Source organism: Salinivibrio sp. PR5 (assembly GCF_001996085.1).
GTDB classification, from domain to species: Bacteria; Pseudomonadota; Gammaproteobacteria; order Enterobacterales; family Vibrionaceae; genus Salinivibrio; species Salinivibrio proteolyticus.
Window position 1 is genome coordinate 24,926 of sequence record NZ_MUFK01000019.1, and the last position, 19,698, is coordinate 44,623.

Annotated in this window: 16 protein-coding genes; 11 read left to right on the forward strand and 5 right to left on the reverse strand. The window is 51.1% G+C overall.

Features of this window, described 5'->3' with window-relative positions; all coding sequences use genetic code 11:
- Positions 1 to 118 precede the first annotated feature (118 nt).
- Positions 119 to 1,078 carry a cytochrome-c peroxidase gene (locus BZG82_RS08675; protein WP_443216482.1) on the forward strand — a complete coding sequence of 320 codons (960 nt, stop codon included), beginning with the start codon at positions 119 to 121 and terminating at the stop codon, positions 1,076 to 1,078.
- 240 nt (positions 1,079 to 1,318) lie between these two features.
- Positions 1,319 to 2,713, forward strand: a complete 1,395-nt coding sequence (locus BZG82_RS08680) for a DEAD/DEAH box helicase (protein WP_077765629.1) — start codon at positions 1,319 to 1,321, stop codon at positions 2,711 to 2,713.
- Positions 2,714 to 2,825: 112 nt separating this feature from the next.
- Here the strand turns inward: BZG82_RS08680 and BZG82_RS08685 are convergent, their stop codons facing one another.
- From BZG82_RS08685 to BZG82_RS08695, 3 genes are read right to left on the reverse strand one after another with little or no spacing between them, the layout of a single operon-like run.
- Positions 2,826 to 3,695 carry a peptidoglycan binding protein CsiV gene (locus tag BZG82_RS08685; protein WP_232111999.1) on the reverse strand — a complete coding sequence of 290 codons (870 nt, stop codon included), beginning with the start codon at positions 3,693 to 3,695 and terminating at the stop codon, positions 2,826 to 2,828.
- Between the two features lie 41 nt (positions 3,696 to 3,736).
- Positions 3,737 to 7,201: a transcription-repair coupling factor gene (mfd, locus tag BZG82_RS08690; protein WP_077765630.1), complete on the reverse strand. Its 3,465-nt coding sequence runs from the start codon at positions 7,199 to 7,201 to the stop codon at positions 3,737 to 3,739.
- 4 nt (positions 7,202 to 7,205) lie between these two features.
- Positions 7,206 to 7,799: a PilZ domain-containing protein gene (locus BZG82_RS08695; RefSeq protein ID WP_077662000.1), complete on the reverse strand. Its 594-nt coding sequence runs from the start codon at positions 7,797 to 7,799 to the stop codon at positions 7,206 to 7,208.
- Positions 7,800 to 8,001: 202 nt separating this feature from the next.
- Between BZG82_RS08695 and lolC the strand changes: the two genes are divergently transcribed.
- Genes lolC through lolE form a run of 3 tightly spaced genes read left to right on the forward strand, consistent with a single transcriptional unit; the run spans position 8,002 to position 11,118 of the window.
- Positions 8,002 to 9,189 (forward strand): lipoprotein-releasing ABC transporter permease subunit LolC, encoded by a 1,188-nt coding sequence (gene lolC / locus BZG82_RS08700; RefSeq protein ID WP_077765631.1) that lies wholly within the window; start codon positions 8,002 to 8,004, stop codon positions 9,187 to 9,189.
- Positions 9,182 to 9,883, forward strand: coding sequence for a lipoprotein-releasing ABC transporter ATP-binding protein LolD (gene lolD / locus BZG82_RS08705; RefSeq protein ID WP_069587298.1), 702 nt, complete (start codon positions 9,182 to 9,184; stop codon positions 9,881 to 9,883). Before lolC ends, lolD begins: the two co-directional genes overlap by 8 nt.
- Positions 9,880 to 11,118 carry a lipoprotein-releasing ABC transporter permease subunit LolE gene (gene lolE / locus BZG82_RS08710; protein ID WP_077765632.1) on the forward strand — a complete coding sequence of 413 codons (1,239 nt, stop codon included), beginning with the start codon at positions 9,880 to 9,882 and terminating at the stop codon, positions 11,116 to 11,118. The genes lolD and lolE overlap by 4 nt, the downstream gene beginning before the upstream one ends.
- 198 nt (positions 11,119 to 11,316) lie before the next feature.
- On the opposite strand, the gene BZG82_RS08715 is transcribed toward lolE, so the two are convergent.
- Positions 11,317 to 11,874, reverse strand: a complete 558-nt coding sequence (locus tag BZG82_RS08715; protein ID WP_069587302.1) for a DUF2062 domain-containing protein — start codon at positions 11,872 to 11,874, stop codon at positions 11,317 to 11,319.
- Positions 11,875 to 11,903: 29 nt separating this feature from the next.
- On the opposite strand from BZG82_RS08715, the gene BZG82_RS08720 reads away from it, so the two are divergent.
- From BZG82_RS08720 to kdsB, 5 genes are read left to right on the forward strand one after another with little or no spacing between them, the layout of a single operon-like run.
- Positions 11,904 to 14,204 (forward strand): DNA internalization-related competence protein ComEC/Rec2, encoded by a 2,301-nt coding sequence (locus BZG82_RS08720; RefSeq protein WP_158075991.1) that lies wholly within the window; start codon positions 11,904 to 11,906, stop codon positions 14,202 to 14,204.
- A 43-nt stretch (positions 14,205 to 14,247) separates the two neighbouring features.
- Positions 14,248 to 16,002, forward strand: a complete 1,755-nt coding sequence (msbA, locus tag BZG82_RS08725) for a lipid A ABC transporter ATP-binding protein/permease MsbA (RefSeq protein ID WP_077661996.1) — start codon at positions 14,248 to 14,250, stop codon at positions 16,000 to 16,002.
- Positions 16,003 to 16,004: 2 nt separating this feature from the next.
- Positions 16,005 to 16,994, forward strand: a complete 990-nt coding sequence (gene lpxK / locus BZG82_RS08730; protein WP_077765634.1) for a tetraacyldisaccharide 4'-kinase — start codon at positions 16,005 to 16,007, stop codon at positions 16,992 to 16,994.
- A gap of 9 nt (positions 16,995 to 17,003) precedes the next feature.
- Entirely contained in the window at positions 17,004 to 17,186 is a 183-nt protein-coding gene (locus BZG82_RS08735) for a Trm112 family protein (RefSeq protein WP_069587307.1), read from the forward strand.
- Positions 17,183 to 17,938: a 3-deoxy-manno-octulosonate cytidylyltransferase gene (kdsB, locus tag BZG82_RS08740; protein ID WP_069587309.1), complete on the forward strand. Its 756-nt coding sequence runs from the start codon at positions 17,183 to 17,185 to the stop codon at positions 17,936 to 17,938. The genes BZG82_RS08735 and kdsB overlap by 4 nt, the downstream gene beginning before the upstream one ends.
- A 61-nt stretch (positions 17,939 to 17,999) precedes the next feature.
- On the opposite strand, the gene elyC is transcribed toward kdsB, so the two are convergent.
- Entirely contained in the window at positions 18,000 to 18,773 is a 774-nt protein-coding gene (gene elyC, locus BZG82_RS08745; RefSeq protein ID WP_077480659.1) for an envelope biogenesis factor ElyC, read from the reverse strand.
- 116 nt (positions 18,774 to 18,889) lie between these two features.
- On the opposite strand from elyC, the gene cmoM reads away from it, so the two are divergent.
- Positions 18,890 to 19,669, forward strand: a complete 780-nt coding sequence (gene cmoM / locus BZG82_RS08750) for a tRNA uridine 5-oxyacetic acid(34) methyltransferase CmoM (protein ID WP_077662094.1) — start codon at positions 18,890 to 18,892, stop codon at positions 19,667 to 19,669.
- Positions 19,670 to 19,698 lie beyond the last annotated feature (29 nt).

Sequence of the window (19,698 nt, forward strand, 5' to 3'; positions counted from 1 at the left end):
AATTTTTTCGCGTGCGTCCTGATCAGTCACTATTTTCATATTAGTGGTGACTAAATAATAACAATCAGGAGGAGCAATGCGTTCAATTATTACTACGGTCGCGATTGCGATTGGATTAATGTCCAGTCAATTCGCCTCGGCGTTACCTCGTAACGAACCGGTGACACCTATTACCCCACCAGAAGAAATTCATATCGGGAAAGCGGAACTGGGTAAAAAGTTGTTTTTTGACCCTAGGCTATCCAAATCGGGATTCATTTCTTGTAACTCGTGCCACAACCTCAGTATGGGCGGCAGCGATAACTTAAAAACGTCCATTGGGCATAATTGGCAACAAGGTCCAATCAACTCACCGACGGTATTAAACTCAAGCCTTTCTATTGCGCAATTTTGGGATGGACGAGCGGCTGATTTGAAAGAGCAGGCCGGAGGACCGATTGCTAATCCCGGAGAGATGGCATCTAGCCATGTTCTGGCGATTGATGTTCTACAATCGATCCCTCAGTACGTACGTGAGTTTAATCAAGTATTTGGTGTTACTGAGATCACGATTGATCATGTCACCGATGCCATTGCTGAGTTTGAGCGTACATTAGTGACACCGAACTCGCCATTTGATCAATGGCTCATGGGCGATGATAACGCGATCAGTGATTATGAGTTGGCTGGTTATCGCCTATTTGTTGAATCAGGATGTGTCGCTTGTCATAACGGTAGTGCGCTTGGTGGCACCTCGTTTCAGAAAATGGGCTTACTCGAGCCGTATCAGACGGATAACCCCGTCGAGGGACGTATCGCAGTGACAGGGAAAGACGCTGATCGCTTTATGTTTAAAGTACCGACTCTGCGTAATGTGACATTAACTTATCCCTATTTTCATGATGGAGAAGCACAAACACTCACTGAAGCGGTAGATATCATGGGTCGTTTGCAATTGGGTCGTAAATTCACAGATGAAAAAAACGCGAAGATTGTTGCTTTCTTACATACGCTGACGGGCGATCAGCCAAGCTTCGACTTACCAATACTGCCACCGTCGAACGACGATACGCCAGTACCTAAGCCATTTGAAGACTAGTCAACCTCGCCAGCTTTTTATCCTGAATAGGATCATTAGCTGGCGTGTTGCCTAAAAGATAGTAGTTGCCGCTTGACGTGAAAGTCGTCACAATAGCGCCGTAATCAAGATTATTGATATCACTTCTAGAGCAACCCTCCTGACGCCGAGTTTTTCTCATACCACGATATTGATATTCATGACCCTAAGTGATGGGCCATGCGGCCTGTGACGACATTTTTTATTTATTGAGATCAATTAATGAGTTTCTCCTCTTTAGGACTATCTGCACCACTATTGAAAGCCGTGCAAGAGCAAGGCTACACCACACCTTCACCAATTCAGGAAAAAGCGATCCCTGCGGTGATTGAAGGCCACGATGTCATGGCGGCCGCGCAAACCGGTACCGGTAAGACCGCGGGCTTTACCTTACCGATTTTGGAGCGTTTGCAGGCAGGTAAACGTGCTCGCCCCAACCATGTACGTACCTTGATCCTGACGCCAACGCGCGAGCTTGCTGCGCAAGTGCACAAAAACGTGGAGCAATACAGCCAATACACGTCGCTCAGCTCAACCGTGGTATTTGGTGGTGTGAAGATCAATCCGCAGATGATGAAACTTCGTAAAGGCGCTGATGTGCTGGTGGCCACACCGGGACGCTTGCTGGATCTGTACCAGCAAAATGCCGTGCGCTTTTCTCAGCTTGAAGTGCTGGTCTTGGACGAAGCCGACCGTATGCTCGATATGGGCTTTATTCGTGACATTCGTAAGATCTTGGGCTTGCTGCCAGCTAAGCGCCAGAATTTGCTGTTCTCTGCCACATTCTCGGATGAAATTCGCCAACTGGCGAAAGAGCTAGTTAACAATCCGGTTGAGATCTCAGTCAATCCTGCTAACCAAACCGCAACAGGGGTAGAGCAATGCATTTATCCTGCGGATAAGAAGAAAAAAGCGCCGATGCTACTATCACTGATTGCCGATAATAATTGGCAGCAGGTGTTAGTGTTTAGCAAAACCAAACATGGCGCTAACCGTTTGTCGCGCTATTTGGAAGAGTACGGTGTCAGCGCGGCGGCGATTCATGGCAATAAGAGTCAAGGCGCGCGAACGAAAGCGTTAGAGAAGTTTAAAACCGGTGAAGTACGGGTATTGGTTGCCACGGATATTGCCGCACGAGGGATCGATATTGCCCATTTACCGCAAGTGGTAAATTTTGATTTACCCCATGTGGCAGAAGACTATGTTCACCGCATTGGTCGTACTGGTCGTGCAGGTGCCGTGGGCAATGCAGTATCTTTGGTTTGTGCGGACGAAGCGAAAGATTTGTTCGCCATTGAACGCCTTATTAAACAGGTATTGCCACGTCATACTCTAGCGGACTTTCCCGTCACGAATCCGTTGCCAGAGTCGAAATTGGATACGCGTCCGGTAAAGCCAAAGAAACCGAAAAAGAATAAACCGCGTCAAGATGGACAGCGCTCTGGCGATAACGCGCGCGGACACAAACCGGTAGGCAAAAATCGACGTCATACCGATAGCGCAGGCGACGGTAAGTCACGTGGTACCGGCAATCGCCCACCACGCACGCGCAGCGATAGCAACGGCGCGAACAAGCCACGCCGAGCGCGACCCGCTGCGGTAAAAAACAGCGCATAACCGAGACGCTGTGTACTGAACAAGAATAAAAAACCGGCCATTTGCCGGTTTTTTATGATCTAATTTCAGTATCCTTCAAACGATTAGATCAATAGCCCATTAGTGGACAGGGTTAGTTTGCCTTTCTTACTTGAATAATCATTCCCATCATGGGGTTATCTAAATAGTGGGTCTCGCCACTGCGCATCCGTCGTTTGTGCGTGAAAGCATAGGGCTGCAAGAAACGTTGGATGTGATACTGCTTTTTCACCTTTTCCAAGCCTGCTACCTGTACATTGTTGGTACTCGTTGCCGCACCTTGTTGTGCGTCTGAGGTTTGCAACGGCATATCGATAATGTCTTCAACCAGCGCCCGTCGCTCGCTGGGCTCGCGTAGCACCATATCGGCCTCGACAAACAAGTAATGCTGTACATAGACGCGTAGTGTCCCATCAAGCTCATAGAGCGGCTGGCGAGGAGGGAGAGTATCCAATGATTGCTCTTCCCACTGCGATTCGGTTGTAGAAGCGGTTGCGTTTGTTGGTGCAGCAGGTTGGGCCGTGATCGGGGTGCCATCTGCGTTAAACCGGTCGCTATAATCTCGGCCCGCGCTAACCCGCAGTAGGGGAAGTGCTGCGCGCCCGCTATCATCTTGCCGCCAAGCCACGTGCACCATCGGGGTGAAGCCTGCGTGGTTGGCCAGTTTGTTGTACGCGTCTGTTAATTGCCATTGGCTACGTGGTAGCGGGGTTAGGCCAGCGTTTTGTAATGCAGTTGTATTAGTGACTGGAACCGCTCGATTGACCGACTGGATATCGGCTTGAGCGGGCCAGCTTTCTTGGACGCTCGCGGGATCTTGATTGCGTTTAAACACAATCAGCTCGACATCATAAAGTCGTTTAGCCAAAGCCGGCTGACTGATGGCAATAAGCAGTAATGCCCAAATGCTTTGCTTGGCAATGCGCGTTAGCCAGCCTTGTGGTTGACGTTGATGGTTTTTCACAGGTTACTCCGTTCTCTTTGGCAAGCCAGTCTGATCGCCGATTAGGCGACCAGTTGGTGACTTGCAAATTGAGTCAACAGCTCATCAATAAAGTTCATCCGCTCACGTCGGTCAGTGAGGCTCTCGACAAACTTTATTTTGGTTGGCCCATCAAATCTATACTTGTCTGGACGCGATTGTAACAGTCCCACTAAGAATCCGGGATCAATTTGCGCATCTTCATGAAATTCAACCACCCCTCCGCGGTCACTGGCTTCGATTTTCTTCACTCCTAGGTGTGCCGCCCGTAACTTGATTTGTTGGATATGTAACAAGTTTTTGGTGGCATCAGGGAGCAGCCCAAAGCGATCAATTAACTCAACTTGAAGCTCTTGAATATCATCATTCGATTTCGCGCTGGCGATGCGTTTATACATCGACAAACGGGTGTTGATGTCAGGGATATAGTCATCCGGCAGCAGAGCGGGGAGTCGAAGCTCGACGTCGGTTTGCTCTTTTAACAGCGCATCCAAGCTCGGCTCTTTGCCTTCTTTTAGCGCCTCGACGGCTTGCTCAAGCATGTCCATGTAGAGGGTAAAGCCAATCGATTGAATTTGGCCGCTTTGCTCATCCCCCAACAGCTCTCCGGCCCCGCGAATTTCTAAATCATGGGTGGCAAGGGTAAAACCAGCGCCCAGATCTTCGAGTGAGGCAATGGCTTCTAATCGCTTGGCAGCATCCTTGGTCATCCGCTTGGGATGTGGGGTTAGTAGGTAGGCATAGGCCTGATGGTGCGAGCGACCGACACGTCCACGCAGTTGGTGGAGCTGAGCTAAACCAAAGTGGTCGGCACGGTCAATAATGATGGTGTTCGCGGACGGCACATCGATACCGGTCTCAATGATGGTGGTACACACCAAGACGTTGTACTTTTGATGATAAAAATCGCTCATGATCCGCTCGAGTTCGCGCTCACGCATTTGACCATGGGCCACGGTTACGCGCGCTTCGGGGATCATTTCACTGATTTCATTCGCGGTTTTTTCAATTGTTTCGATGTCATTGTGCAAGAAATACACTTGACCACCGCGCATAATTTCGCGCAACAACGCTTCTTTGACCAAGGTGTCTTCGCGCTCTCGGACAAAGGTTTTTACCGCCAAGCGGCGGGATGGGGGCGTGGCGATGATCGAGAGATCGCGCATGCCACTCATGGCCATGTTGAGCGTCCGCGGGATCGGGGTCGCCGTGAGGGTGAGAATATCAATGTTGGCGCGCATGGCTTTGATTTTCTCTTTTTGGCGGACGCCAAAACGGTGTTCCTCATCCACGATGAGCAAGCCCAGATCACGTAGCTTCACATCCGCTTGCAGCAGTTTATGGGTGCCAATCAAAATATCGATTTTTCCCTCGGCACAGTCGGCCAAAATGGCTTTTTGTTCTTTCGCTGATTTAAAGCGAGAGAGCACCTCGACGCGGACCGGTAAGTTGGCAAAGCGGTCACGGAAGTTTTCGAAATGTTGCTGGGCAAGCAAGGTGGTCGGCACCAGCACGGCGACTTGTTTGCTGTTATTGACGGCAAGAAACGCAGCCCGCATGGCCACTTCGGTTTTACCGAAACCGACATCACCACACACTAAGCGATCCATGGCAATGGGGCGGCACATATCCGAGAGGACCGCGTTAATGGCTTGGGATTGGTCCGGCGTTTCTTCGAACGGGAAGCTGGATCGAAATACTTGATAGGCTTCTTTGTCATGTTTGAAGGCAAAGCCAGGCTTGGTTTCACGCTTGGCATAGACATCCAACAGCTCTGCAGCGACATCGCGCACTTTTTCTGCCGCGCGACGACGCGCTTTCTCCCATGCTTCGCCCCCGAGTTTATGGATAGGCGCTGCATCTTCCGCGCCACCGGAGTAGCGGCTAATCAAGTGTAACGCACTGACCGGCACATAAAGCTTGGCGCCTTGCTGGTATTCAAGGGTCATGTACTCGGTTTTGAGTCCACCGGCTTCAAGTGTTTGCAGTCCTTGATAGCGACCGATGCCATGCTCAAGATGAACCACGGGTTGTCCCGGTTTGAGCTCGGCCAAACTGCGTATCACGGCATCGTTGTTGACGCTTTGCTTCCGCTTATCACGACGACGTTGCTGTACAGCACGCTCGCCAAACATGTCGCTTTCACAAATCAGGGCAAATTGACGAGTGTTATCAATAAAGCCTTGGTCAACCGGCCCAATGATAAGACTGAATCGGCCCGGTTGCGCCAGCGCGTCTGAGAGCGACGACGCGACCATGGGGCGGATTTTGGCTTGGGTCAACAGATCAAGCAGTGCCTCGCGGCGACCTTCCGATTCGACCGAGAATACCAAGTGACCGCCAAATTGTTCACTGAATTGACGCAGTGCGGCTAGCGGTTCTTTGGCTTGATGATTGACCGTTAACGTCGGCAGTGGAGAGATATCGACATTCTCACGGCCTGCTTTTTCTGTGACGTTGTCACTTAATAGGCGCAGTTGCGGATAATCTTTCAAGTGGCTAAACAGCTGGTCTTTATTAAGCCAAATAGCGTGCGGCGGTAATAGCGGACGTAAGGGGTCCACACGGCGCTGGTTGTAGCGGTGTGCCACGTCATCGAGAAAGTGTGTCATCGCCGCTTCGATATCACCCACGGTTAAAATCAGGGTGTTATCGGGCAAGTAGTCGAACAGGGTTTCGGTTTGGTCGAAAAACAGCGGTAGCCAGTATTCAATCCCTGCCGGCCATGTTTTTTTGCTGACTTGTTGGTAGACAGATTCCGGTTCTCGGCGGGCTTCAAAGTGCTCGCGGAAGCGGCCACGGAAAAACTCAACGGCGGCATCATCGGTGGGAAATTCGTGCGCAGGCAGCAATTGAATTTGCGCTAACTCACCCGTCGAACGCTGATTCTCTGGATCGAATTGACGAATCGTGTCCACTTCATCATCGAAAAAGTCGATGCGATAAGGCTCATCACTGCCCATCGGAAATAAATCAAGGATCGAACCGCGGCTGGCAAATTCACCGTGCTCCATGACTTGGTCAACATGGCGATAGCCAGCATCCGTCAGTTGGTCGCGCAGCTTCTCGAGCGACAGAATGTCACCTTTTTTCACCATCAATGCATGCTGATGGAGAAACTGCTTTGGCGTCACACGTTGTAAGGCGGTACTCGCCGGCGCGATCAGTACGCCGTCGCGTTGGGTCGGCAATTGATACAGGCACGCCAGTCGTGCAGAGATAATATCTTGATGGGGCGAGAAGCTGTCATAAGGCAAGGTTTCCCAGTCGGGAAAAATATCGCATTGCCCCTCGGTAAATTGGCTGATCGCGGGCTGCAAGCGAACTGCAGTTTGGTTATCGGGCACCAACAAAAAAATGGGTCCCTGATGTTGCTGACGAATGTTGGCGACGGCAATCGGTAACGCCGCACCCGTTAAGTTGCCTAGGTGTTTGACGTCACCCGCACCACGGGGAAGGGTAAACGTGTATAGCGGTTGTTGAGTCATGAATTTAACTGCTTGATTTGTTTCGGTTGAGTGCGCGCTTTCGCAAAAGCTTTTGCTGATGATGTAAGGCGGCGCGGATCAGAGTGTCTCGGTCGTCTTCCAATAAGCGTGTATATTGGATTTGGATCAAATACTGGGGTGGATGGTCATCGTCAGGCGCTTTTTTTTCACAGTGGGTGACCACGCCATAGCAATAAATCGCTGTGGGCGGAAAATCAAGAAACAGCTTCACACGCACATGGTCGCTCTGTTTTAGTGGTGTGGGGCTTAGATAGGCAAAGCTGCTTGCGCCGAATGCATGGGTGGTGAAGCGCTGAGCGGGATCGTCTTCTTGACTGAGCATATAGCCCATCATTAAGGTGAGCTTTTCGTTTTGCGCTTGCAAGATACGGTACAGTGCTGAGGCATCGTCCGGCTCAAGAGATTGTAACTCTTTTTCAACCGCGTTATCGACTTGGCCACATTGGCTTGCTACCCGAAAGGGCGCGGGGATTTCCGCCATAAATGCATCCGCATCGGGTTGGGCTTGGCTATCTTGAAGCGGCTCAACATTAATGCGTATTGCGGCTCTTACAGAAAAGTACTCGTCTTGGCTCATCACTGTGCCTTATCTTACAGTCATTTGATGATTATCACGCACCCGTCGCGTTAGGTAAAGTTTCAAGACCGCCTTATCGGGCGTCAACGTGCGCTTCTGGGCAGTATCCGTCAATATTCAGTCAAATCGGTGTGTAAACTTGGCGACATTCGCTCAGGCAGGTATGCTTTGCAGCGAATCAAAACAATAAGCTAGGTGCACTATGTATCAACCCTTATCGGTGTTTATTGGCTTGCGGTATTTGCGCGGCCGATCGGCCGATCGTTTTGGGCGATTTGTGTCGTCTATGTCTACTGCAGGAATTGCCATAGGTGTGCTCGCTTTGATCACCGTGTCATCAGTGATGAATGGCTTTGAAGCCCAGTTAAAAGGCCGCATTTTAGGCGTACTGCCGCATGCGGTCATCGCGGACGGACAAACGGCATCGGTAAAAAACCGCGTTGAACAATGGCCACATGTGGTGGCGACCGCTCCCATTCAAACCACAGAGGCGGTGTTACAAAGCCGAACAGGGCTGACTGCAGGGTTATTAGAAGGGGTTGACCCAACCGCTTATGAGCCGTTGGCAGACCATCTGTTACAAGGGGATATTCAAGCGTTAGCCGAGGGTCGTTATCAAATCATCATTGGCCGGGCGATGGCGAGCAATTTACGTTTACGTGTTGGCGATCAGGTGCGCGTGATGGTCACCAGTGCGAGCCAGTTTACCCCGATTGGGCGGATCCCTGCGCAGCGTTTATTCACCGTGGCTGGCATTTTTCACACTGGGACTGATGTCGACAATCAATTGATGCTGGCTAACATCCATGATGTAGCGCGTTTAATGCGTATTCCGCCGCAGCAAGCGCAAGATTTACGCCTTTTCCTTGACGATCCCTTTGCGATTACCGATCTCAAACCGATGGCAGAGAGTGCAGCGTGGCAAGATTGGCGCGTCTGGCGGGGCGAGCTTTTTCAAGCGGTGAAGATGGAAAAGAACATGATGAGCTTAATGCTCAGCCTTATCATTATTGTCGCTGCATTCAACATTATTGCTGCCTTAATTATGGTGGTGATGGAGAAACAAGCCGAGGTTGCCATTTTGAAAACCTTAGGCATGCAAAATCGCGATATTGTTGCTGTCTTTATGGCTCAAGGCTCACTCAGTGGGTTATTGGGTGCATTGGTCGGGGGCGTATTGGGGGTGCTTGCGTCCCTCTATATCAATGAAATCATGGCCCTGTTTGGAGTGAGTTTGCTAGGCAATGGCCTTGCGCTTCCCGTGGTCGTCAATCCAACTCACGTCGTTATGGTTATGGTGTTGGCTATTTTGCTGAGCACGTTAGCGACCCTTTTCCCTGCTTTTAAAGCGGCATCTGTTCAACCTGCTGAGGCACTGCGTTATGAATGAGTCTTTGTTGTCCTGTCACCAAATCAGCAAAACCTATCAAGAGGGTGGTCAGGCGATTCATGTATTGAATCAGGTGTCTCTGAGCATTGCATCGGGAGAGCTTGTGGCGATTGTCGGCTCGTCTGGCTCAGGCAAAAGTACCTTGTTGCACACCTTGGGTACGCTTGATACACCGAGCGAGGGTGAGGTGTATTTTGAGGGCAAAGCAATTAGCCAAATGTCTGCGAACCAACAAGCGCAGCTAAGAAACCAAGCGCTTGGATTTGTTTATCAGTTTCATCACCTACTGGCCGACTTTACGGCACTCGAAAATGTGATGATGCCACTGCTAATTAATAAAGTTGCACGTAAGACGGCCACAGCAAGAGCAACGGAGATGTTGAATGCGGTCGGCGTGGGCCATCGTTTATCCCATCGTCCTGCTGAGTTATCGGGGGGCGAGCGTCAGCGTGTCGCGATCGCACGTGCGTTAGTCAACGATCCTAAGCTGGTTCTCGCTGACGAACCGACGGGGAATCTTGACCATGCGACAGCTTTGGAGATCTATGATTTGATGCGTTCGTTGAATGCACGACATGGGACGGCGTTTCTAGTGGTGACGCATGACAGTGAGCTGGCAGCCAAATTGGACCGCCAAGTGCGAATGCAAGATGGCCAACTGCTTGCTGTGAGTGCCACTGAGGAGGGGCAATGAAACCACTGTCGTTAGCCATTGGACGCCGCTTTAGTCGTGCCCGCCAGCGTAATCGGCTGGTCTCATTTATCTCGTTGTCATCGGTGATTGGCATTGCCATCGGTGTGATGGTCATTATTGTCGGTCTATCGGCCATGAATGGCTTTGAGCGCGAGCTTAATCAGCGTGTACTCTCTGTGGTGCCGCATGCGCAAGTGTTTGGTGTTAATGGTACGCTCGAAGACTGGCAGCAAGTAAAGCACCAAGCCTTGCAGCATCCTCAAGTGGTGGCTGCGGCGCCGTACGTGGAAATGACCGTGTTGATGGAACATGGCAGTGCACTTAAACCTGCCCAGATCCGCGCCGTTTCACCGAGCGACGAATCGGCAGTGAGTCGCATTGGTGCGTTTATTGATGGCGGTTGGGACAGTTTGCCAGCGGGGCAATCAAATATCGTGCTCGGGCAAGGTGTCGCCGATAGCTTAGGCGTGAAGGTAGGCGATTGGTTAACCGTGATGATCCCCGCGGCGGATGCGAGCTTAAAGTTGCGTTCACCTCAGCGAGTGAGAATGCAAGTGGGTGGATTGTTACGGCTGGGCGGACAGATTGATCATGCGTTAGCCTTGATGCGTCTATCTGATGCGCAGCAGTTGATGGCGCTAGATGATTCGGTTACCGGGGTCTCACTCAAAGTTCAGCCGGTGTTGGAGGCGCGACGTATCGTCCGAGAGGTCGGTCAAACCCTTTCCGCCTATGTGTACATGAAAGACTGGACCAGTGAATTTGGCTATTTGTATCGCGATATCCATTTGGTGCGTTCGATTATGTATCTGGTCATGGTTTTGGTGATTGGTGTGGCCTGCTTTAACGTGGTATCAACGCTGATGATGTCGGTGAAAGACCGTGCGGCTGATATTGCGATTTTGCGTACGATGGGAGCAGGCGATACCTTGATCCGACGGATTTTTGTTTGGTATGGACTATTCGCCGGTGCGTTGGGGAGCCTGATTGGCAGTGTGCTGGGGGTATTGCTGGCAAGCAATTTAACCCAATTAATCCAATGGGTAGAGCAGGTTGTGGGTCACCGTTTTCTCTCTGGTGATGTGTATTTTATTAACTTCCTACCCAGTGAGTTACGCGTGTCCGATGTGGTGGTGGTGAGTTTAACCGCGATGCTCCTCAGCTTATTGGCCGCTTGGTATCCAGCGCGTCGCGCGTGTCAGTTGCAGCCAGCGGCTGTATTGAGTGCAAAATAGCGGTGAGCGAGAGCGCTAGCTACAACAACCCATCATCAAAAGGGCCAGCATGAGTGCTGGCCCTTTTTCGATCTGTCTCGATAATTTTGGGTTGGTTTTACGTATTGATAATGCCGGATGATGACTGTGTCGCAATGCGCCCTCAAGCGGCTTGTTTTCCTTTCCTACCGTTTTAGCGTTGCCTGATATCAACGTGAATCAAGAGGGTTTATTCGGCTTCGGCAGCACTTCTTTTAACTTGTTCGGAATACGAAGTTTACGTTTACGCCAGCTTCTTACCACGGAATAGCGCCAAATGCCTCTGACGGCAAAATAGCCAATCACGGCGAGCACCAAACCACTGGTCATACAGCCGAGAAAGAAAGGCGGTCCAATGTGACCCATTTGTTCAACCAAATAGTGCCAAGAGAGCTCAAAATGGAAGGGATAGGGCGGTGTGTTCATCATCCACGCGCCGAGTTTATAGGCGAGATAGAACAGCACAGGCATGGTAATGGGATTACTGATCCAAACCAACGCGACCGACAAAGGCAGGTTGACACCAAACAAGATCGCCAGTCCCGCGGCCATGATCATCTGGCTGGGCAAGGGAACAAATGCCATGAACAAACCGACCGCAAAGGCCCCCGATGCGGAGCGACGATTCAAGCACCACAGGTTTGGGTCGTGCAACAGGCTTCCAAACACGCGCAGTGCTTTGTTATCGCGCAATGCCTCGCGTTTTGGCATGTAGCGTTGAAAAAACTTCTTGGGCATACCTGCTTAACTTACCTGGATGTTACGCGATGAAGCTGACATTCACGCTCGGCTTGGCTGCGTCGATTTTATCGCTGCCATGGTGGCCCAGTTTGCCACCAGTTTGGACGTGTTTCATTGCGTGTATTGTGTTTCATTTTGGGTGGAAAAAGCGCCTTTGGTGGCTCGCGGGGAGCGCGTTAGGGCTCACTTGGGCTGTATTATCCGCAACCTTGTACCAAGCAGACGTGATCCACATCATTTCTAGCACAGAGGATACTACAATATCTGGCTCTGTGGGCAGCCTTWTTAGCCCCAAAGCCGGCCCACAATCGATTATTTTTGATGTTGATGAAATTAATGATAAACCACTGCCGTTTTTTCGCTCAGTTTGTGTTCGCCTTTATTGGCAATCGCCACCTTTTCCTCAACAAGGTGAGCGTTGGAGGCTCACGGTTAGACTGAAGCCGCCGTATGGACGTTTAAACGAAGCTGGCTTTGATGCGGAGCGTTACTTTGTGGCCCGACGGATTCATAGCAAAGCCAGCCTCAAAAACGCCGAGCGGCTCACACACACACCATCATGGCGGCAATCAGTCTTAAATGCACTGACCCCTGTGCTTGAGCCTTTGCGTTATGGCCGCTATTTACTGGCGCTAAGCTTGGGAGAGCGGCAATGGTTGACCCACGAAGATTGGCAGATCTTAACGCACAGCGGTCTAGCTCACCTGATGGCTATTTCTGGGCTTCACATTGGGCTGGCGTTTGCGTTGGGATGGCAAGTCGGGTGGGGGATCCGTTTGCTGCTGCCTGAATGGCGACTCACCCTTTGGTGGCCGCTCTACAGCGCTATGCTGGTTGCGTTAGGGTATGCCGCGTTGGCAGGGTTTGCGTTACCCACCCAGCGCGCCTTGATTGCCCTATTTATCTATGCCAGTGCAAAGCGCATGGGGGCGCAGGTGTCTCCCAGCACCTTGTTGCAAATCACCTTACTGGCTGTGCTATTGCGCGATCCCTTCGCAGGCTTTTCATTGAGTTTTTGGCTGTCGTTTACGGCGGTGTCAGCGCTGTGCCTCGCGCATTACTTGCTGTCTCGTCGGCGAGAGTTCCCAGCAACAATGTATGCCCGTATGGTTTGGCGGGGCAAGCAACTGGTATTTATTCAACTCGTTCTCTTGATAGGTATGTTGCCTTTGCAGCTGGGCTTTTTTTCTGGTTTGAGTGCCGCCGCCACGCCGTTAAATCTCCTTGCCGTTCCTTGGGTGGGAATATTCACAGTGCCCTTGGTCTTTGTCGCCCTGGTTGCTCAGTTCATAGCGGGCAGTACCGTCGCGGCATTTATTTGGCAAGCGGCAGATTGGAGCCTAGCGCCAGTGATATGGCTTGCCGACGTTGCCCGCCAAGCTTGGCTGCGGCCTCCACCGTTATCGTGGTTGTGGCCTTTGCTGGTTGCGGGAGGATGCTGGTTAATGGTGAGTTGGCGCTGGCACCGGCAAACGTTGCTTTTACTGCTACTGGTGACGACCTCTTTTGCATGGCGTGCGCCACCATTGCCTGACTGGCAGTTGGATGTGCTCGATGTGGGGCATGGCTTAGCGGTGTTAATTACTAAAAACGGCAGAGCGGTGCTTTATGACACCGGAAACCGATGGCAAGTGGGCGGGATCGCGCAAGCGGTGATTACGCCGATTCTTGAGCAACGAGGCATCGAACAACTCGATGGCCTACTCTTAAGCCATGGTGATAGTGACCACGATGGTGGAGCCGCGTTTATCACCGAACGCTTTCAACCAATTTGGCAGCGCGCCAGTGAGAAAAGACGTGGTTATTTACCCTGTCAGCGAGGCGCTAGGTGGAATTGGCAAGGGTTAAGGTTTCATGTGCTTTGGCCGCCAATACAGGCGGATCGTGCGGGTAACAATGATTCTTGTGTGGTTCGGGTCAGTGATGGACGTAGCAGTGTCTTGCTGACCGGCGATATTGAATCACAGGGGGAGTCGGCATTACTGGCGCGCCTGGAAAATCGCGAAGCCGTGCAGAGCGATATTATGCTGGTGCCACATCATGGCAGTGCATCGTCTTCGTCGTCACCTTGGATAACCGCGGTATCACCGCATTGGGTGGTGGCGTCAACTGGGTTGTTTAATCCGTGGGGGTTGCCAGCGCCAGTTGTTCGTGAGCGTTATCAGCAAGCGGGGATCACTTGGTTGGATACCGCGAAAGATGGCCAAGTGCGTTTTCAGCGCCGCCATGGCCGATGGAAAATGACCCGGTGGCGATATGATCACCAAGGGCAATGGTATCGGACGCTGTTTGAACGGCGACCGGTAAATTTGGACGACGGCGGGTAAAAGAGTAGAATGCCGGTCTGTTTTACACAGCTAAACGATTTTAATGAGCGAATATCAAGATAAAACGACCTGGCAGACGTTCAAGCAACTCTGGCCATACATCGCCAACTATAAGCTTGGCTTGATCGTTGCCATTGTCGCACTGGTTATCAATGCAGCCAGTGATACCCTCATGCTCTCCATGCTCAAGCCACTGCTCGATCAAGGCTTTACCTATGATGATGTGGCGGGGGATTTCCTCAAATGGATGCCCGTTTATCTCGTGGTGTTGATGGTAGTGCGCGGACTTTCTAGTTTTGTCTCTGCTTACTGCCTGTCATGGGTGTCGGGGAATGTGGTGATGACCATGCGCCGACGCATGTTTAACCACTTTATGAAAATGCCCGTCAGTTTTTTCGATCAAGAATCCTCCGGCGCCTTGCTCTCTCGCATCACGTATGACTCCGAACAGGTGGCGTCGGCGACAAGCAGCGCCTTGGTGAGCCTAGTCCGTGAGGGAGCGTCAATTCTCGGCTTGATGGTATTGATGTTTTGGTCGAGCTGGCAGCTATCGGCGATTTTGTTGGTTATCGCGCCTGTGGTGGCGTTTTCGATTCGCGTGGTGTCGAAACGGTTTCGTCGCATCTCATCGAATATGCAAGATGCCATGGGGTCCGTCACTAGCTCGGCAGAACAAATGCTGAAAGGGCACAAAGTCGTCCTGAGCTACGGTGGCCAAGACGTTGAAAAAGCGCGCTTTGATAAAGTCAGTAATCGTATGCGCCAACAAACGATGAAACTGGTCTCTGCTCAAGCTATTGCCAACCCAGTGATCCAGCTGATTGCCTCGATGGCGCTGGTCGTGGTCTTGGTACTGGCAAATACCGAAGCGATTCGCTCCGAGCTAACCGCCGGTACGTTTGCAGTGGTGTTCGGTGCGATGTTTGGCTTGATGCGTCCACTAAAATCTCTCACTAACGTCACGTCGCAGTTCCAACGAGGTATGGCAGCGTGTCACAGCCTGTTCAACCTGATGGAGCTCGACACTGAAAAAGACACTGGTGAATATGAAGCAGATCGCGTGAAGGGCGATATTCAGGTGGACAATGTGGTCTTTACGTATCCATCCAAAGAAGCGCCTGCACTTCGCAATGTCAGCTTTGATTTACCCGCGGGGCAAACTTTGGCACTGGTGGGACGCTCCGGCTCAGGCAAAAGTACCATTGCCAACCTGTTAACGCGCTTTTATGACATCGACAGTGGCACCATCACATTAGATGGCGTGCCCATTGACGAGTATAAGCTTGCCAATCTGCGCCAACATGTGGCGGTAGTCTCGCAAAATGTTCACCTGTTTAACGACACCGTCGCCAACAACATCGCCTACGCAGCCGAGGATCAGTTCACCCGTGAGCAGATCATTGAGGCGGCAAAATTGGCGTATGCAGATGACTTTATTCGTGAATTAGATGAAGGCTATGACACCATTATAGGTGAGAATGGCGTCAGCTTGTCTGGTGGGCAACGTCAACGCCTTGCCATTGCTCGTGCGCTGCTGCGCAACGCACCAGTACTGATTTTGGATGAAGCGACCTCGGCATTGGATACTGAATCTGAGCGCGCCATTCAAGCAGCACTGGACGAGTTGCAAAAAGATCGCACTGTGTTGGTGATAGCGCACCGTTTATCCACGATTGAAGATGCGGATCAAATTCTCGTGGTGGATGAAGGGGAAATTGTTGAGCGTGGCAACCATCAGGCGCTGTTAGAGCAAGACGGTGCGTATGCCCAGTTGCACCGTATTCAATTTGGTGACTGACCATGGTTGAAAAACTTTGGTTTCGTGAAGATGTTCCGGTTTGGGCCGCTCCCTTGTGGCCCATTAGCAAGCTATTTGGCGCGGTGGCACGCTATCGCCGTCAACGCTATCTGAGTGGTAAAGCCCCCAGTTATCGCGCGCCCGTGCCTGTGATTGTGGTGGGTAACATCATGATCGGCGGCAATGGCAAAACGCCGTTTGTGGTTTGGCTGGTGGAGCAACTGAAGACCCAAGGCTACCGTCCCGGGGTGGTATCACGCGGCTATGGGGGGAAATCGGAACAGTATCCATTGTTGCTGTCACAAACAACCTCTCCTCGCGTGGCCGGTGATGAGCCGGTCTTGATTGCCCGCCGTACTCAAGTGCCTGTTTGTGTTGACCCGGATCGGAGCGCAGCAGTTAAACGACTCCTTGATGAGGGCGTCAATGTAGTGGTTACGGATGATGGCATGCAGCACTACCGGCTCGATCGCGACCTCGAAATTGTGATTGTGGATGGTCAGCGTCGATTCGGAAACGGGCACTATATTCCATTAGGACCATTGCGCGAGCACACGTCCCGTCTCGCCACCGTAGATATGGTGGTCAACAATGGAGGTGAGCCGCACCAAGGGGAGTGGCCAATGACATTGGTACCGACCGAAGCGGTGAATTTACGTAGTGGTCAACGTTGTCAGGTTTCGATTCTTCCTGAGGTGGTTGCGATGGCGGGCATAGGTCATCCGCCACGTTTTTTTGCCACCTTACAAAAAATGGGTGTGACCCCGGTACACAGTGAAGCGGTGCAAGATCATCAATCATTGAGTGCCGAAGCGCTAGACAGTTTAGCCGCAAAGGGGCAACATCTATTGATGACCGAAAAAGATGCTGTGAAATATCAAGGCATTGCTCAAGACAATTGGTGGTATTTGCCTGTGGCAGCGAAACTCCCTGACACAGCGGCAAACTATGTGCTAGAAAAGCTTCACCACCTGAAAAAGCATAAAAATTAAAGGAAACTTATGGATCACCGTCTGCTTGAAATTGTGGCTTGTCCTTCTTGTCAGGGTAAGCTCTACTTCAATAAAGAAAATAATGAACTCGTGTGTAAGTTCGACCGTGTTGCATATCCGATTGAGGATGGGATCCCAGTGCTGCTTGAATCCGAAGCACGTGATATGTCATTGGAAGAGGTTCAGGGATGACAGACTTTTATGTGGTGATCCCCGCGCGTTATGGCTCAAGCCGATTACCGGGAAAACCACTCGCTGATATCGGCGGAAAGCCTATGATCCAACACGTTTACGAGCGAGCTCAAGCCGCTGGTGCCAAACAAGTCATCGTTGCGACAGATGATGCACGGATTGTTTCTGCCGTCGAGGCTTTCGGTGGTGAAGTCTGCTTGACCCGAGATGATCACCAATCCGGCACTGAACGATTGGCTGAAGTTGTGACAACCTATGGGTTTGCGGATGATGCCATTATCGTCAACGTCCAAGGTGATGAGCCGTTGATCCCGTCGGCAGTGATCCGGCAAGTCGCGGATAACCTGAACACATACCAACAAGCGCCAATGGCGACTCTTGCGGTTGCGATTGACCAACCGGAGCAGGTCTTCAATCCTAATGTGGTCAAAGTTGTCACTGATCATCAAGGCTTTGCGCTGTATTTTAGTCGCGCCACCATCCCTTGGGATCGGGAGCATTTTGGTGAGGACTCGCCGCAGGTCCCTGAGTCACTACTGCGCCATATTGGGATTTATGGCTATCGCGCCGGATTTATCAGCCAGTACATCCATTGGACACCGAGTCCTTTAGAAAAAATCGAGTCGCTGGAGCAGTTACGCGTACTCTGGCATGGTGAGAAAATTCATGTTGATGTGGCCCGAGAAACACCGCCACACGGTGTAGATACCCAAGCGGATTTAGAGGCGGTACGCGCGCACTTAGCGTCGTAAACGCGAGCGTTTGAGCACCAATAAAAAAGCCGCGATAGCTATCGCGGCTTTTTGTTACCTTTTATGCGCTAGGCTGGGCGATTAGATCGCGTAGCCTTTGCCATGCTTGGCCTAACCGTTCATGCCAATAACGCTCAAATTGTTCCAAGTATTGTGCGCGAGGACTGTACTTAATCCACGGCTGTTTGATTTCTTTTTGCGCCATAAAATTGGTTGGGGCAGGGATAGGGTCGAGCCCGGCGCTTCGAAATTCATACATGGCACGATCCATGTGAGAGGCAGATGTGACTAACACGAGATTACTGCTGCCCACGACAGATGCGGCTTGATAGGCTTCTTCCCATGTATCTTTGGCGGTTTCAAGTAACAGAATACTGTTCTTATTAACGCCCAGTGCCATGGCCACTCTCGCCAACATTCTGGCGTGGCTCACTTCATATCCGTGATCATAACCAGATAAAATCAGTTTGGAGGTTGGATACATCCGATGGATGCGTATACCTTCAGCCAAGCGCATCAGCGCGGTACGTGATAGCTCGGAGGTGGGTGGCAATGCGTCATCAACCACATGACTATTGCCCAACACCATGACGAAATCCACGGGTTTATCCGTGGGGAGAAAGGCGGGATATTGACGTTCCAGTGGCCGAAGCAGTCCAGAGGCGACGGGTTGGAAAGACGCGAGAAAGATACCTAAAAATGCCCCCAAGATAACAAACGATGCCAGCTTTTTACGCTGAGAGAACCAAAGCAGGCATAGCCCGAAAAGACCCAACAACAACAGCGCGGGCAAGGGCATTATCAAGGTTGAGATCAGTTTTTTTAATTCAAACATGCAATGTCGCCCGAAATATAGTCAAACGAGGCACAAATAGTGCCATAAACCTTTATTAACGTAAGGCTTGTGACAAAATATGCCCTTCTTACTATTCAATGATAACGAATGCCATTGTGACTGAGGACAGAAATTTCGACGACATTGCCCACAAATTTGTTAAAAACATTTATGGATCGGGCAAAGGCGAAATCCGCCAAGTAGTAGTTTGGCAAGACATTGAACAGATTTTGCGCCATTTTGACGATGATAGTCGTCCTTTGCATATTCTAGATGCAGGTGGCGGCGTTGGGCCATTATCGCAGCCATTGGCGGCGCTTGGTCACAGGGTCACTTTATGTGATCTCTCTTCGCAAATGCTCGACTTAGCGCGACAGGAGATTGAACAACAAGGCTTACTCTCGCAGTATCAGCTGGTTCACGCCCCTGTGCAAGCGATCGGCGAACATTTGACCACTGCACCGGATGTGATTTTGTTTCACGCGGTGATGGAGTGGCTAGAGCATCCAGAACAGGTGCTAAAGACGTTATTGACCTTGCTAAAGCCCGGCGGTTTCGCATCGGTGATGTTTTATAACCAGACCGGCTTACTCTTTAAGAATTTAGTGTGCGGCAATTTAAGCCATGTTCAGGCGGGGATGCCGCATCGAAAACGCTTCAAACTGCAGCCGACGAAAGGCTTAATGCCTAACGACGTGTATCAATGGATCACGCAAGCAGGATGCGAGATTAAGGGCAAAACCGGAGTGCGCACGTTTCATGATTACATGCGAGATACCCGCACCGGTGACTTTACCTTTGAACAAGTGGTGGCGCTAGAACAGCAGCTATGCCGCGAAGAACCCTTTGTGTCGCTAGGACGTTACATTCACGTCTGGGCACAGAAGGCAGAATAAGATGAGAAATGATGAAAACAACAAGGACA

Excerpts from the sequence above, each read along its gene's own strand:
- BZG82_RS08675 (WP_443216482.1), top strand. The coding sequence starts at position 119 with ATGTCCAGTCAATTCGCCTCGGCGTTACCTCGTAACGAACCGGTGACA.
- BZG82_RS08680 (WP_077765629.1), top strand. The coding sequence starts at position 1,319 with ATGAGTTTCTCCTCTTTAGGACTATCTGCACCACTATTGAAAGCCGTG.
- mfd (WP_077765630.1), bottom strand. The coding sequence starts at position 7,201 with ATGACTCAACAACCGCTATACACGTTTACCCTTCCCCGTGGTGCGGGT.
- BZG82_RS08695 (WP_077662000.1), bottom strand. The coding sequence starts at position 7,799 with ATGAGCCAAGACGAGTACTTTTCTGTAAGAGCCGCAATACGCATTAAT.
- lolC (WP_077765631.1), top strand. The coding sequence starts at position 8,002 with ATGTATCAACCCTTATCGGTGTTTATTGGCTTGCGGTATTTGCGCGGC.
- lolD (WP_069587298.1), top strand. The coding sequence starts at position 9,182 with ATGAATGAGTCTTTGTTGTCCTGTCACCAAATCAGCAAAACCTATCAA.
- lolE (WP_077765632.1), top strand. The coding sequence starts at position 9,880 with ATGAAACCACTGTCGTTAGCCATTGGACGCCGCTTTAGTCGTGCCCGC.
- BZG82_RS08715 (WP_069587302.1), bottom strand. The coding sequence starts at position 11,874 with ATGCCCAAGAAGTTTTTTCAACGCTACATGCCAAAACGCGAGGCATTG.
- msbA (WP_077661996.1), top strand. The coding sequence starts at position 14,248 with ATGAGCGAATATCAAGATAAAACGACCTGGCAGACGTTCAAGCAACTC.
- lpxK (WP_077765634.1), top strand. The coding sequence starts at position 16,005 with ATGGTTGAAAAACTTTGGTTTCGTGAAGATGTTCCGGTTTGGGCCGCT.
- BZG82_RS08735 (WP_069587307.1), top strand. The coding sequence starts at position 17,004 with ATGGATCACCGTCTGCTTGAAATTGTGGCTTGTCCTTCTTGTCAGGGT.
- kdsB (WP_069587309.1), top strand. The coding sequence starts at position 17,183 with ATGACAGACTTTTATGTGGTGATCCCCGCGCGTTATGGCTCAAGCCGA.
- elyC (WP_077480659.1), bottom strand. The coding sequence starts at position 18,773 with ATGTTTGAATTAAAAAAACTGATCTCAACCTTGATAATGCCCTTGCCC.